11 protein-coding genes are annotated in these 13,755 nt (G+C 39.1%); 2 read left to right on the top strand and 9 right to left on the bottom strand.

The window, feature by feature from the left end; all coding sequences use genetic code 11:
- Nucleotides 1-8: 8 nt before the first annotated feature.
- The 9 genes from ACSLUO_RS06920 to ACSLUO_RS06960 all read right to left on the bottom strand — a co-directional run bounded on the left by ACSLUO_RS06920 (nucleotide 9) and on the right by ACSLUO_RS06960 (nucleotide 9,930).
- A complete protein-coding gene (locus ACSLUO_RS06920) occupies nucleotides 9-1,226 on the bottom strand; it encodes an EAL and HDOD domain-containing protein (protein ID WP_448247386.1) in 1,218 nt (405 codons plus the stop codon).
- A 273-nt stretch (nucleotides 1,227-1,499) separates the two neighbouring features.
- On the bottom strand, nucleotides 1,500-2,213 hold the full coding sequence (locus ACSLUO_RS06925; RefSeq protein ID WP_448247388.1) for a DUF3379 family protein: 714 nt from the start codon (nucleotides 2,211-2,213) through the stop codon (nucleotides 1,500-1,502).
- A complete protein-coding gene (locus tag ACSLUO_RS06930; protein ID WP_448247390.1) occupies nucleotides 2,206-2,775 on the bottom strand; it encodes a sigma-70 family RNA polymerase sigma factor in 570 nt (189 codons plus the stop codon). Before ACSLUO_RS06930 ends, ACSLUO_RS06925 begins: the two co-directional genes overlap by 8 nt.
- A gap of 114 nt (nucleotides 2,776-2,889) precedes the next feature.
- On the bottom strand, nucleotides 2,890-4,560 hold the full coding sequence (locus ACSLUO_RS06935) for a BatD family protein (RefSeq protein ID WP_448247391.1): 1,671 nt from the start codon (nucleotides 4,558-4,560) through the stop codon (nucleotides 2,890-2,892).
- Nucleotides 4,554-6,494: a vWA domain-containing protein gene (locus ACSLUO_RS06940; RefSeq protein ID WP_448247393.1), complete on the bottom strand. Its 1,941-nt coding sequence runs from the start codon at nucleotides 6,492-6,494 to the stop codon at nucleotides 4,554-4,556. Before ACSLUO_RS06940 ends, ACSLUO_RS06935 begins: the two co-directional genes overlap by 7 nt.
- Entirely contained in the window at nucleotides 6,487-7,488 is a 1,002-nt protein-coding gene (locus tag ACSLUO_RS06945; protein ID WP_448247395.1) for a vWA domain-containing protein, read from the bottom strand. Before ACSLUO_RS06945 ends, ACSLUO_RS06940 begins: the two co-directional genes overlap by 8 nt.
- Nucleotides 7,485-7,976 (bottom strand): DUF4381 domain-containing protein, encoded by a 492-nt coding sequence (locus ACSLUO_RS06950; RefSeq protein WP_448247396.1) that lies wholly within the window; start codon nucleotides 7,974-7,976, stop codon nucleotides 7,485-7,487. Before ACSLUO_RS06950 ends, ACSLUO_RS06945 begins: the two co-directional genes overlap by 4 nt.
- Nucleotides 7,964-8,962 (bottom strand): DUF58 domain-containing protein, encoded by a 999-nt coding sequence (locus tag ACSLUO_RS06955; protein WP_448247398.1) that lies wholly within the window; start codon nucleotides 8,960-8,962, stop codon nucleotides 7,964-7,966. The genes ACSLUO_RS06950 and ACSLUO_RS06955 overlap by 13 nt, the downstream gene beginning before the upstream one ends.
- A gap of 11 nt (nucleotides 8,963-8,973) precedes the next feature.
- Entirely contained in the window at nucleotides 8,974-9,930 is a 957-nt protein-coding gene (locus ACSLUO_RS06960) for an AAA family ATPase (protein ID WP_448247400.1), read from the bottom strand.
- A 206-nt stretch (nucleotides 9,931-10,136) separates the two neighbouring features.
- Between ACSLUO_RS06960 and fadI the strand changes: the two genes are divergently transcribed.
- Nucleotides 10,137-11,444, top strand: a complete 1,308-nt coding sequence (gene fadI, locus ACSLUO_RS06965; protein ID WP_448247402.1) for an acetyl-CoA C-acyltransferase FadI — start codon at nucleotides 10,137-10,139, stop codon at nucleotides 11,442-11,444.
- Complete coding sequence (gene fadJ, locus ACSLUO_RS06970; RefSeq protein WP_448247404.1) at nucleotides 11,444-13,603, top strand: fatty acid oxidation complex subunit alpha FadJ; 2,160 nt, start codon at nucleotides 11,444-11,446, stop codon at nucleotides 13,601-13,603. Before fadI ends, fadJ begins: the two co-directional genes overlap by 1 nt.
- Nucleotides 13,604-13,755: the final 152 nt, after the last annotated feature.

Raw genomic sequence — 13,755 nt, forward strand, 5'->3', positions numbered from 1 at the left:
TAAAAGTATTAGTCGTGAATCATTGTTGTTTGTTCATCCGCCCAAAGTAAAGCATCGTTATAAGCTGTCATGACGTTGTCTTTATTAAGCTGTAAAGTTTCAACGACAAGATCAAGATCATCCCAATCAGCGCGTTCAATTTCACTGACTAACTTGATAAGCTCAGCCAAAGGCCCTTTTTTAGTTAATAATGGTTGTTTGATTTCTTGTGATAAAGGTAACGTTTCTAGTACGCTCTCAATCTTTTCGTCAAGTATTGCATCAATTAATGATAATAAACCGGCTAAGAAGGCAATTGATGAATCAAGTTTAAGTTCTTTCGCTAGCATTTCACAAAATTTTGCCCGAGCCATTGATAGCTTGATCAATTCTGAAGGTTTATCAGGATTGGCATTGACAGCAAACATTAAGGCGATAAATCGTTGTAATTCGGCTGAGCCTAAAATCACTAGCGCCTGTTTTATTGTTGATATTTCATTGCGACGTCTAAATATTGGTGAGTTCGCGTAGCGTAATAGTTTGTATGATAAGGTTACATCACGTTCAAATACTGAAGTAATACTTGTTAAGTCTAATTCGGGCTTTGATGTTTCATATAAAAGCTCAGCCATTGAGATTTGTGATGGCGATAAATTTTTCGTTTTAACCATTTCAGGCTGCGAGAAAAAATAACCTTGAAAGAGCTCACAACCTAACTCTAAAGCTTGTTCGTATTCTTCATAGGTTTCCACTTTTTCAGCTAATAGCTTGATATGTGGGAATTTAGCAATAGCCGTTTTGATTTCTTGAATTGTACTTATATCAATATCTTGCCAATCAAGCTTGATAATATGAATATAAGGGTAAAAATGCTGCCAGACACTTTGATGAATATAATCATCTAACGCTAAGGTGTAGCCCTTAGCATGCAAATCTTTGCAATGTGCTAATAAGCGTTTACCGGGTTTTATGGTTTCTAAAATTTCTACTACTAGCTCGTCAGAGGTTAACATCTCTGGGTAATTGCTATTTAGGGTTTCAAGAGTGAAATTAATAAAAGCGGGTTTGCCACCGGTAAATTCAGTAATACCCATATTAAAGCGACTTGCTTCGATCATTTTGGACGTAGCTTCATCGCCATCAATATCGGGAAAGATGTTATCCAAACTATCACGAAAGAGTAATTCGTACGCAAATAACTGCTTATTTTTATCTAAAATAGGTTGGCGGGCTGCGTAAAAATACATCTATAGAATTACCTCTGATTTAACTTAGTTAATAAACTTATTATATTGCAGTTTAAATGTCTACGAAGATTTAAGCGATGTCGAGATAAAGTGAATATTTCATTTTATCCGTTTGTTAATCCGACAATTTTGTAACATTTAAGGTAAATATAATAACCGTTATTAAAGTGTCTTTTGACTATAGGTAATTGTAGTCGTGAATGGCTTGAAAGCGAATAAAAAATAAGAAACATCATGATATCGATGTTTCTTATTCGAAAGCGTTACCTTGTTTTATATTGTCCATTGAATGTTTTGGCTGATCTTATTTTGCCATTGGGCAATCTGCTCATCTTTTTCCGTAACAACAACAATATTGCTATGTAAATATTGAATCGTTTTTCCTTGAAACTTTTCATCAAAAAAATCATGGGCTACTGATAAATTTTCATCATGTGGGATCACAAAAACCGTGATTGGTGAATGTTCACCTTTAAAAACCAAATGTAAACTCTTGATACCATCAAAGCGGCAATAATCAGCAGCAATAATGTCACCTATTAATTGATTAAATTGGCCGCCAAAAGTCGACATTTTTTGATTTAATGATGCTAAGGTTAATTGGCTATTAGCGATATTTTGAAAACGTCCTTCTTCATGATAAACATGGGCAAGGGCATGATCAGATAAGCTATTATAAGCGCTGGAAAACTGAAAGAAATTCATAGTTAAGCCAATAGCAAAAACAACCGATGCGGCCAGCGCGAGTTGTATCCGAGATTTACGTTTTTGCTGACGATGGCTGGCCATGGTTTGGCGTAAAATAAGTTTGTCTGCCAAACCTTCTGGCACATCAACGGAAAGTGCTGATGTGATATCTTGTTCGAGCTTATTCAGTTCATTAGCAAATTTTTGTTTTTGCGCGTCATTATTTATGGCTTGTTGCATGTCGGCATCAATATGTTTTGGATCTGCATACAAACTTCTTCTAAATTGCAAATCATCCATTACCAAACCCTCTTACTTTCGGTTCTTGATCAACCGCTTCTTTTAATTGATTACGTGCTCTAAATAACCGTGTCATCACGGTATTTTTATTAAGTGATAATAAGTCAGCAATTTCTTCACCGCTAAAGCCTCCAATCACTTGTAACACTAACGGTTCGCGATATTCTTCTGGTAATAAAGCTATTTTTTCTCTTAACCAGTCATTTTCAATTGATTGTTCATTACTGGTTGCTTGGTTATCTTGAATTGTTGCTTCTTCGTATTCACTCATTTCAAAACGCTTGCGCTCAAAGCGCCTAGCGTTTTCTCGGCGTAAAATTGTAATTAGCCAAGCCTTAGCTGCTTTTTCATCTTTTAACGAGTCGAGGGCGCGCCAAGCTCTTAAAAAGGTTTCTTGCACTAAGTCTTCGGCAACTTGTTTGTCGTGGCATAGCCAAAAAGCAAATCGATATAAATCAGTATGTAATGCTTTGACCAGCGCTTCGTAGCGTATTTGTTTTGTCGTCATGGAAGAGGAGACCTGACCATGCTGATTTTTATTTCCTACTTTTTTAAAAAGCATGAACAATAGCCCTTAGTCGGTAAACATTATGCCTAATAATAAAGCCTACTCATTAATACGCTTGATTTATAACAAACATAACAATGTGTAGGCCGTAATTGTTTTGACAAATTTTTAAGGATTTAATGCAAACGTATTATCGTGCGTTGCAGTTAAACGATTTTTATTAATGTGTTGAATTACCGATAACAGCTTTTTCCCTTGCCAGGTTGACGTTGACTTGCCGTAATAGCTGGATTGTAATTCGTTCACTGCTTCAGTTAACTCACTATTATTTACGGTGTTTAATGCTTGGCTAATATTGGTGATATTAGCATTAGGGTATAGTGTTTTTAAGCAAGGTGTTAATAAGGCTAACACTTGTTGGCCATCATTTTTTTTACAGGCAGCTAATAACGCTAAATAAGGCTGATTAATGTCAGTAGCTTGTGGCTCTTGTTTGTTATTTTGTTTTCTTCGCCATTCAACTAATGCCCATAACAGTGAAGTAATTAACCATAAGGCGAGAAATAACCATTGTAACCAACTAGCTTGTTCAACAATAATAGTTTGTCTATTGTCTAAATTGCTTTGACTAGCGGCTGTGTTTGGCAACTCCGGCTGAATAGGTTTAGCTGTTTGTGCTTGCATGTTTAATTCAGGGTTGGCTTTAACAGTGATAGTTCTCGCCGGTAAGGTAGCAAACTCGGCTCGATTATTGACTGTATTCCACCATGGAATGCGAATTTCTGGTAGCGTAAATTTACCGGCAACAGTCGCAACCACAGCGAAATTATTGACCGATTGGCTAACTAAACGATCACCATTAATGCCGCTATGTAATACCGGTTGATCGGGATAAATTTTTAAGCCTTTATTGGCTGGCATAGTTACTTGTGGTAACTGCTCTTTAGCAATGCCAGCAGCGGTAATTGTAATGGTACGAGTAATGGGTTCACCTACCATAAACTCACTTTGCTCAGGCTGCCATTCTTCATGAATAGTAAATAATTCACTAGGTAACCATTGCCCTTGAAAGTTTGCCGGCTGTGGTTTTACTTTGATGGTGATAGGATCACTAATAACACTTACGGGTTTACTTTGATTAAAGCCAAACAGTCCCGAACGACGTTGTGACGGCATAGAAACCTGGCCTGAAAATAACGGCATTTCTAATGAAAATTCACCACTTTTTTGTGGGCTAACCGCGTATTTACGTTCAATTACTTGAAACCTTCTGCCATTAATTATTTGTTCTTTTTGTTCGTCCTGACCAAGTTTAACGATATTAGCATCAGTCATGATAGGATCAGATAAACTACCGCCTTCAAGCGCAACCCCAACATGCAATTTTACGGTGAGTGTAAATTGCTGCTGAACATAAACCTCTTCATTGGAAACTTCTGACGTAATAAAAATATCACGTTGCTTGGCTTGTTCGTTTGATTGTTCAACCACGACTAGCGCAATAGGAGAGGTTTTTTTACCCTGCACATTAAAGCTTGGAATAATAAATTTACCCGACTTTTTTGGGATTAATACCGTTGACCATTTTGTTTGGCGACTAGTGCTGCCATTGATCATACGGGTTTCTGAACTCGTGGATGTTCTGCCAACGACAAAATCTTTGAGTAGGGCTGAGGTATCTAACGCGTTAGCATCAATGCTATCGTCAGCAATAACATCAAGAATTAACGATTCGCCTTGCACAACAGGATTTTTATCAATAGAGGCGGTAACGCGCTCTAACGATAAGGCCGAAAAACTAAAACTTAAGCTTAATAAAAATAAAACTATTCTTACCACTTTTTATTAACTCCTGAGGTTTGGTTGCGACGCTTTTGATATTCCAATTGCATTTTATTACGTAATAATAAATACGGGTCGTCGGTCACTTTTTTTAATAGTTGTTGATGCTTTTGTTCTTCTTCTTTGGCAGCTTGTTCTGCTTCAGTTAGTTGAGCGGCTTGTGGCTCTTGTTCTTCACCATTTTCACCTTCTTCATTTTGTTCAGCAGGCGATTCTTGCTCTGATTCTTGTTCGGGCTCTTGCTCAGCTTGTTGTTCTGAATTTTGTTGCTCATCTTGCTGTTCTTGCTCAGAAGATTGCTCTTGCTGGTTTTGTTCACCGTTCGATTGACTGTCATTTTGCTGCTGTTGATTGTCATTTTGCTGGTCATTCGATTGTTGGTCTTGTTGATTTTGTTCCTGATCCTTATTGTTTTGCTGATCTTGCTGATTTTCATCACTATTATCGCTGTTTTGATCTTGATCTTGGTTTTGCTGTTGCTGCTCTTGTTGTTTTTTAAGTTCTTCTAGCAAGGCCTTGTTCGCTTTTGCGGCAGCTAAATCAGGATTTTTGGCTAAGGCTTGCTCGTAGGCTTTAATGGCTTCATCTAATTTTTGTAATTTCGCTAAGCTATTACCTTGATTATATAAGGCGTCGGCACTATCACTTTGTTGAAAAGCTTGTAATGCTTGTTCATAGTTACCGTTTTTGTAATGAGCGCTGCCTTGCCACATGGGGTCGGTAAATTGTTTCGCGGCCGCGTCATATTGCTCTTGCTGATATTTTTCTTGTGCTTGCTGATCTTGAGTTTGCCAAAGATCCTGCCAAAAACTACTTGGAGCTGTTTCTGGCACGCTTTCATTTAGTGTTGTGCCTTGCTGTGTGCCAGTTATTGCTGGGCTTGCTTGTTGGGCATAACTCTCTGGCACGTTAGAAAAAAAACATAAACAGGGTAAAATTGCCAGTAAATTACCACGTCTGAAATAGCCTAGCATCAGTGGTAACATTAATAGCAATAAATAGGGCCCGGCTTCTTTATATTGATCACCTTCTGATAACTGAGAACCTTCATCTTTCAACTCGGCTTGTGCTTTAGCATTGTTGACTAACGCGTTAATGTCATCTGAATTATTACGGATAGTTTGATAAGCGCCTCTGCCACGTTGAGCAATGGTGGATAATGCGCCTTCGGTTAAGTGTGGTAAAACAATGGCACCACTGTCATCCTTTAATAATTGGCCGTCTGGCATTTTGATGGGCGCACCGGTTTTACTGCCAATACCTAGTATATTAATACTGTGATTAATGGATGAAACAAAGTTTGTTACTTCTTTAATATCGTATTGATCAACATCATCGGTAAGCCAATAAATATCACCATTAATATGGCCAGCATTAATTAACATGTCGTTTGCCATTGTTAAAGCAAGCAAAGGGTTACTTCCTTGCACAGGCATTAATTGTGGCGATAATGCCGGTAACAATAATTTAATGTTATTAATATCTTCGGTTAAAGGGCTGATAATAAAACTGTCACCAGCATAAGCAATTAAGCCAATGTCACCCTCATTGAGTTTTTCTAATAAATCTATCGCTTTATAACGAGCGCGGGTTAGGCGGTTGGGTGATAGATCGGTTGCATACATCGAATTCGACATATCCATAATGATCACAGCACCTTTTTGCACGTTATACACAGGTTGTGGCAATTTTTGCCATGCTGGGCCGGCTAGGGCGATGATCGCTAAGAGAGTTAATATCGCAGGAATAACTAATGAAAACCCCTGTTTGTTATTATTGTCACCATCAATCAGCTTTTGTGCTAAATGCGCCGGTATGACTTGTTGCCAACCAGAGTTGCTAATTTGCAGTCGTTTTAATAAATAAATAATGATAAAGACCAGCGGAATAGCAAATAACCACTCGGGGCGAATAAAATGAAAATCAGCCAACTTTTCGCTCCTTAATTGGTAATAAATGACGTGATTGATAACATAAATAGGTTAGCGCCAATATAAATGCGAGGCTTAATGGCCAATAAAATAATGCCGATAAGGGACGCATTTGTTGTTGCTCTTGATCAACCGGTTCAAGCTGATCAAGTAATTGGTAAATATCAGCCATGGCTTGGGTGTCGCGAGCGCGAAAATAACGGCCACCGGTTTGTTTAGCAATGTTAGTTAAGCCGCGTTCATCAAGATCGGCAGAAGGATTAACTTTGCGGGTGCCAAAAAAGGATTGTTGTAACATTTCATCAGCGCCAATACCGATAGTATAAATAGTTACATCTTTAGCTACAGCTAGTTCTAACGCTTGCTCAGGTTGTAACTTACCGGCGGTATTTTGGCCGTCAGTTAACAAGAGTAATACGCGGTTTGACTCTTTCTTTTCATCAAAACGTTTTACGGCTAAGCCAATAGCATCACCAATGGCGGTTTTTTGGCCGACTAAACCAAGTACAGATTCATCTAACATCTGCAATACCGTTTGGCGATCAAAGGTCATCGGGGTTTGCATATAAGCATCATCACCAAAAAGGATCAGACCTAAGCGATCACCCACTCGGCGCTCAATAAACTCACCTAAAACTTTTTTTACCATAGTTAAACGGTCAACTGCACGGTTATTAATTACCATGTCTTCTACTTGCATACTGCCCGACAGGTCAACTGCAATCATCATTTCACGACCTTGGGTTGGAATATTAACCGCGTCTCCTAACCATTGAGGTCGGCTTGCCGCTAACACTAGTAACAGCCAAACACAGGTTAATAATATCAGCGGTAATTTACTGTTACTGCTGTGCTGCTGTTGTTCGTTTTGAGCATTAAAAACAACAGGTACACGCAAAGCACTGGTTTGGCTTCGTTGTTTTGACGGTAATAAATACACTAATAAAGGCAGAGGTAAGGCAAGTAATAACCATGGCCATTCAAAATTTATCATGATTGCCCCCCAGTTTTATTGGTTGCAGTACTTAATTTTTTTGGCGGCAAGGCATTTTTAAGCCAATGAAGAGCCGCTTGATTAAAGTTGTTATCGATTTGCTCGCTGGCATCTTTTTGATATAGCTGCTGCCAAACGTTAGCGCTGTTATCAATAAAAGCTTGCTGATTTTTTTCAGGAAGTTTGCTTGTTAAATAATCCGCTAACTGCTGGCCAGAAAGGGCGGCTATTTCATTACGTGGTAAATAAGCCATTGCCGCCGTTTTTAAAATACGGATAGTTTCAGCTAAATTAGGCGAATTCTTACTAATTTGTTTTATCGCTACTTTTTGTGTTTTTCTAAGTGCTTGGTATTTTTTAAACTGTCTAATTAATACGACAATACTCAGGCAAATTAAGGTTAATAATATCCACCAACCAATGGCCATAGGGAACTGGCTGATCGGCTCTGGTGTCGTAATATCTTGTAATTGGGCTAACGGATCCATTGAGTGGCTCCATCTTTAATTTGTTGTTCTAACGAGCTAGCGGCTGATAAGGTTAAGATACGAGCGCCAGCTTTTGATAATAAAAGGCTCTTTTGTGCGCTGTTATTGGCACTTAATTGTTGATATTTAAGTGCCGATTTTTTATCACCTAAGGTGATGGTTTGCTGTGCATAACCATCAGTTACTGCCACAGTGGTTGGTTTGATTTGTGTTGGTAATTGATGCTCAAGCGGATCGCTTACTAAACAAACCACTAATTCACAATGCTGGCTGATCAATGATAAATGGCGAATACAACTATCATTTAGCTGATAGCCGTCGGTGATCAAATACACCAGAGAGCCAGGTTTTGAGACTTGTCGTAAGCGAGCGCAGTTTTGTTCAAAAGCTAAAAGCGCTTGTGCTTTATCGAGCGGTTGACATGGTGTTTGGTGGATTTGAGTTAACGCATGTAAATAATGTAGTACACCTTCTTGCCGGCTACGTGGTTTTATCTCAAGGTGTTTTTCTTCATTAAAAACAATGCCGCCAACGCGATCACCTCGGTTTTTACTATGCCAAGCTAATAACGCGGCAAGGTGTGCTGCTTGCACTGATTTAAATAATAATTGGCTTCCAAAAAACATGGTGTGATTTAAGTCAGTGGCAATAATAACGGGCCGTTCAACTTCTTCACGAAAAAGTTTGGTGTGGGTGATACCGGTACGCGCCGTTACCCGCCAATCAATGGTACGAATATCATCACCACTTTGATAATGCCTTACCTCATCAAACTCCATGCCTCGGCCTTTACTACGAGCCAGATAATTTCCTGACATTTGCCCATGTAAGGCTTGTTTTGGCGCTAAATTTACAAGTGAAGTTTTATTTTGATAAGGGATCAATTCATCAATTGATAAATTAACGCCGTCAGTTAATAAATCAGCTAATTGTGCTGAAATGGTATAACCTGCTGTGCGTTTTTTGCTTTGATTAAACCAAGCCATTTTTTACAAACTTATCCAACAGCAACAAGAGATAAAATATGATCAAGCACTTGGTTAGCGTTAATCCCTTCAGCTTCAGCTTGATAGGTTAATAAAATGCGATGACGCAAGACATTATGAAATACCGCTTGCACATCTTCAGGGCTAACAAAGTCGCGATTATTTAACCATGCACGTGCACGAGAGCAGCGATCAAGGGCAATAGTTGCACGAGGGCTAGCACCAAAACCTAGCCATTTAGCCAAGTTTTCGTCGTATTTTTCAGGGGTACGGGTCGCGATAATTAAATCTACAATATAACGTTCAACCGCAGGTGCCATATGAATTGATAATACATCATCACGCGCACTGAAAATGGATTGTTGTGAAATTGCTTCTATCGCTTTGCTGGCATGTTTAAGGGCTTCACCACGATTAAGCTTTAAAATTTCTAATTCACTTTCTGCATCAGGGTAGTCAATTTCTAAATGCATTAAAAAGCGATCAAGCTGTGCCTCAGGTAACGGATAAGTCCCTTCTTGCTCAATCGGGTTTTGGGTTGCCATTACTAAAAACAACTCAGGTAAGTCGTAAGTTTTTTTACCTACAGTAACTTGGCCTTCAGCCATCGCTTCTAACAATGCTGATTGTACTTTGGCGGGCGCTCGGTTGATTTCATCTGCTAATACTAAGTTGCGAAATAACGGACCTTCTTGGAAAACAAAGGTGCCATCTTCCGGACGGTAAATATCGGTACCCGTTAAATCGGCTGGTAATAAGTCAGGGGTAAATTGAATACGATGAAAATCCGCTTCAACACCTTTAGCTAAGGCATTTACAGCACGAGTTTTTGCTAAGCCGGGAGGGCCTTCAACAATTAAGTGACCATTTGCGAGTAAAGCGATCAGTAAATTTTCTACTAATGCCGGTTGGCCGATAATTTGTTCGTTGAGATGCTGTTTTAATGAGTCAAAGGCTGCTAAAGACATACGTACACTTTTATCCAATTAGTTGGGCTTAGTTTAAATTCCTTGACTATATATAAGGTTAGGAAAGAAAAAAACAACCTTAAGAGATGAAAAATGTAAGTAAATTTATCCATGCAAGCCGTTTGTTTTATTGAATGATATTGCAATATTTTTATTTACCGATAGAATCATTTAACTAGAGGTCGTACCACTTAATAGGATCAATTATGACAAAACACACGTTAACAACGTCGCAAGGCCACCGAATAGCCATTGTGGCGGGCTTAAGAACCCCATTTGCCAAACAGGCGACCGCCTTTCACGGGGTGCCTGCGGTTGACTTAGGCAAAATGGTGGTCAATGAACTTATGCAAAAGCACGACGTTGATCCGCAATTAATTGATCAACTTGTTTTTGGGCAAGTGGTACAAATGCCTGAAGCTCCGAATATCGCTAGAGAAATAGTTTTAGGTACGGGTATGAATGTGCATACCGATGCTTATAGTGTTTCAAGGGCTTGTGCTACTAGCTTTCAGTCAACGGCGAATGTGGTTGAAGCGATTATGGCAGGCTATGTTGAAATTGGTATTGCTGGCGGAGCTGACTCATCATCGGTAGCGCCAATTGGCGTTTCTAAAAAGTTAGCCCGAACTTTACTTGATTTAAGCAAAGCACGGTCGTTTTCACAAAAATTTTCCTTAATTAAAAAACTTAATTTAAAAGACTTATTACCAGTCCCACCCGCTGTTGCTGAATATTCAACAGGACTGTCAATGGGGCAAACTGCTGAGCAAATGGCAAAAACTCATCAAATTAGCCGAACAGCTCAAGATGAATTAGCCCATCGTTCACATACCTTAGCTACGGATAATTGGGCCAAAGGGCATTTAGCTGGTGAAGTAATGACAGCTTACCCAGAGCCACACTTACATTTTATTGAGAAAGATAATTGTATTCGAGAAAATTCAGAACTTGCCAGTTACGCTCGGTTAAAACCGGTATTTGATCGTAAACATGGTAGTGTGACCGCTGCGAATAGTACACCATTAACCGATGGCGCTGCGGCCTTGTTATTAATGCGTGAAGACCGTGCGAAAGCACTTGGTTATCAGCCTCTGGGTTATATTAAAAGTTATGCTTTTACCGCTATTGATGTTTGGCAAGATATGTTGATGGGTCCAAGCTATGCCACTCCATTAGCGTTAAAACGAGCAGGCATGACCTTGCAAGATTTAGATTTAATTGAAATGCATGAAGCCTTTGCTGCACAAACGTTAGCTAATGTGAAAATGTTTGCAAGTAAAAGCTTCGCTAAAGAAAAGTTAGGCCAAGATAAAGCCATTGGTGAAATTGATATGGATAAATTTAATGTTATGGGTGGCTCACTTGCTTATGGTCATCCTTTTGCAGCCACCGGCGCAAGGCTTATTACTCAAACCTTAAATGAATTAAATCGTCGAGGAGGCGGTGTTGGTTTAACCACTGCTTGTGCGGCAGGTGGATTAGGTGCAGCTATGATAGTGGAGACAGCATAATGACTAAACAGACAGAGAATAACCATGAAGATGTTTTTTCATTAGAGCACCAAGCTTCAGGCATAGCTCATTTAATTATTGATGATAAAAACGAAACCATGAACACGCTAAAAGCGAGTTTTGTTGAGCAAATATCTGAGCTACTTAAAGCCATCAAAGCGGATAAAACCATTCAAGGTTTGATCATCGTAAGTGGTAAAAAAGACTCCTTTATTGCGGGTGCGGATATTAATATGCTAGCAGCTTGTCAAACTGAGCAAGAAGCACAAACCTTATCACGCCAAGGGCAAATGATTTTTGATCAGCTGGAAAAGTTACCCATACCGGTTGTTGCGGCAATTCATGGTGCTTGTTTAGGTGGTGGTTTAGAGCTAGCGTTGGCTTGTCATTATCGGGTTTGCTCTAGCGATGATAAAACAGTTTTAGGCTTACCTGAAGTACAGCTTGGCTTATTACCTGGCGGCGGTGGTACTCAACGTTTACCTAAATTAGTCGGTATTCAAAAAGCCCTTGATATGATGTTAACGGGGAAACAACTACGAGCTAAACAAGCATTAAAATCGGGGTTAGTAAATGATGTTGTACCGGTTGATATCTTACTTGATGTGGCAGAAAAATTAATTCAAACACAGTTAGCAGCAAATAAAAAATCAACCGTGTTAAGAAAAACCTCAGTTTTAGATAAAGTGCTTGAAGGTAATGCGTTAGGTCGTAGCATTATTTTTAGTCAAGCTCGTAAGTCTGTGCTCGCCAAAACAAAAGGTAATTATCCTGCACCTTTACATATTATAGAATGCGTTAAAACTGGCGTTGAAGCAGCGCCTGCTAAAGGCTTTCAAGTTGAAGCTGAGTTGTTTGCTAAATTAGTTATGAGTAAAGAGTCAGAACAGCTAAGGCATTTGTTTTTTGCGACCACAGAAATGAAAAAAGAGCAGGGGGTTGCTAATGTGACCGCACAGCCACTTCATAAAGTTGGTGTTTTAGGTGGCGGTTTAATGGGTGGAGGTATAGCTTTTGTTAGTGCAACTAAGGCTAAGTTACCGGTACGAATTAAAGACATTTCAGCCCAAGGCATTAATACTGGGTTAAAATATAGCTATGACTTATTAAATCAAAAAGTTAAACGCCGATTTTTAAGCCATAAAGAGATGCAAAAACAACTGGCCAATATTACGGGTAGCATTACTTATTCAGGTTTTAAACAGTGTGATGTGGTAATTGAAGCGGTATTTGAAGATCTTGCCTTAAAACAACAAATGGTTTTAGAGGTTGAAGAACATTGTTCAGAAACAACGATTTTTGCCAGCAATACCTCAAGTTTACCGATTGGCCAAATTGCTGAACAAGCAGCACGGCCAGAAAATGTGATCGGGCTACATTACTTTTCACCTGTTGATAAAATGCCGCTGGCTGAAATTATTCCACATGCAAAAACTTCAGATCAAACCATATCCACCACTGTCGCTTTAGCGAAAAAACAAGGAAAAACCCCGATAGTGGTAAAAGACACGGCAGGCTTTTATGTTAACCGAATTTTAGCGCCTTATATGAACGAAGCCGCCAATATTTTGTTAAGTGGCGAACGCATTGAGGTATTAGATAAAGCTTTAACCGATTTTGGTTTTCCGGTTGGGCCAATGCAATTACTTGATGAAGTTGGTATTGACGTTGGCGCTAAAATTGGCCCTATTCTCCAACGGGAGTTAGGCGATCGCTTTGCGCCGCCAGAAGCTTTTAATTTGTTAATAGCGGATGGCCGTTTAGGTAAAAAAGTAAAAAAAGGCTTTTATTTATATAGCAATAAAAAAACACAACAAAAGTCGAAAGCAGTCGATGAAAGTGTTTACCGTTTATTGAATATTGACATAACTAGCAAAGGGCAGGTGGATATCGCCAAGCGCTGCCTCTATATGATGTTAAATGAGGCGGCTAGGTGTTTGGCTGAAGGTGTGATACGTTCGCCAAGAGATGGCGATATAGGCGCTATTTTTGGTATTGGCTTTCCGCCATTTTTAGGCGGGCCATTTAGGTATATGGACAGTATTGGTATTCACCACATTGTCCAGCAATTAAATTATTACTCACAAGAGATTGATGACCGTTTTAAACCTTGCCAACCATTAATTGATATGGCTGAAAAAGGTGAAACTTATTATTAAAGATAGATTTAATAGCCGAAGTTAATTTATAAAATCAGGGTGATTTTAGCGGCTTATTTTTGCCTCAGTTTCGGCAATAACTGTTCAATGGATGGAAAATTATTGCCGAATAAAATAGCGTTATTTGCTGTTTTTTTAACTGTACAACTTTC

The organism is Thalassotalea agariperforans, assembly GCF_053470345.1.

Coding starts and splice junctions, on each gene's coding strand:
- ACSLUO_RS06920 (WP_448247386.1), bottom strand. CDS start 1,226: ATGTATTTTTACGCAGCCCGCCAACCTATTTTAGATAAAAATAAGCAG.
- ACSLUO_RS06925 (WP_448247388.1), bottom strand. CDS start 2,213: ATGGATGATTTGCAATTTAGAAGAAGTTTGTATGCAGATCCAAAACAT.
- ACSLUO_RS06930 (WP_448247390.1), bottom strand. CDS start 2,775: ATGCTTTTTAAAAAAGTAGGAAATAAAAATCAGCATGGTCAGGTCTCC.
- ACSLUO_RS06945 (WP_448247395.1), bottom strand. CDS start 7,488: ATGATAAATTTTGAATGGCCATGGTTATTACTTGCCTTACCTCTGCCT.
- ACSLUO_RS06950 (WP_448247396.1), bottom strand. CDS start 7,976: ATGGATCCGTTAGCCCAATTACAAGATATTACGACACCAGAGCCGATC.
- ACSLUO_RS06955 (WP_448247398.1), bottom strand. CDS start 8,962: ATGGCTTGGTTTAATCAAAGCAAAAAACGCACAGCAGGTTATACCATT.
- ACSLUO_RS06960 (WP_448247400.1), bottom strand. CDS start 9,930: ATGTCTTTAGCAGCCTTTGACTCATTAAAACAGCATCTCAACGAACAA.
- fadI (WP_448247402.1), top strand. CDS start 10,137: ATGACAAAACACACGTTAACAACGTCGCAAGGCCACCGAATAGCCATT.
- fadJ (WP_448247404.1), top strand. CDS start 11,444: ATGACTAAACAGACAGAGAATAACCATGAAGATGTTTTTTCATTAGAG.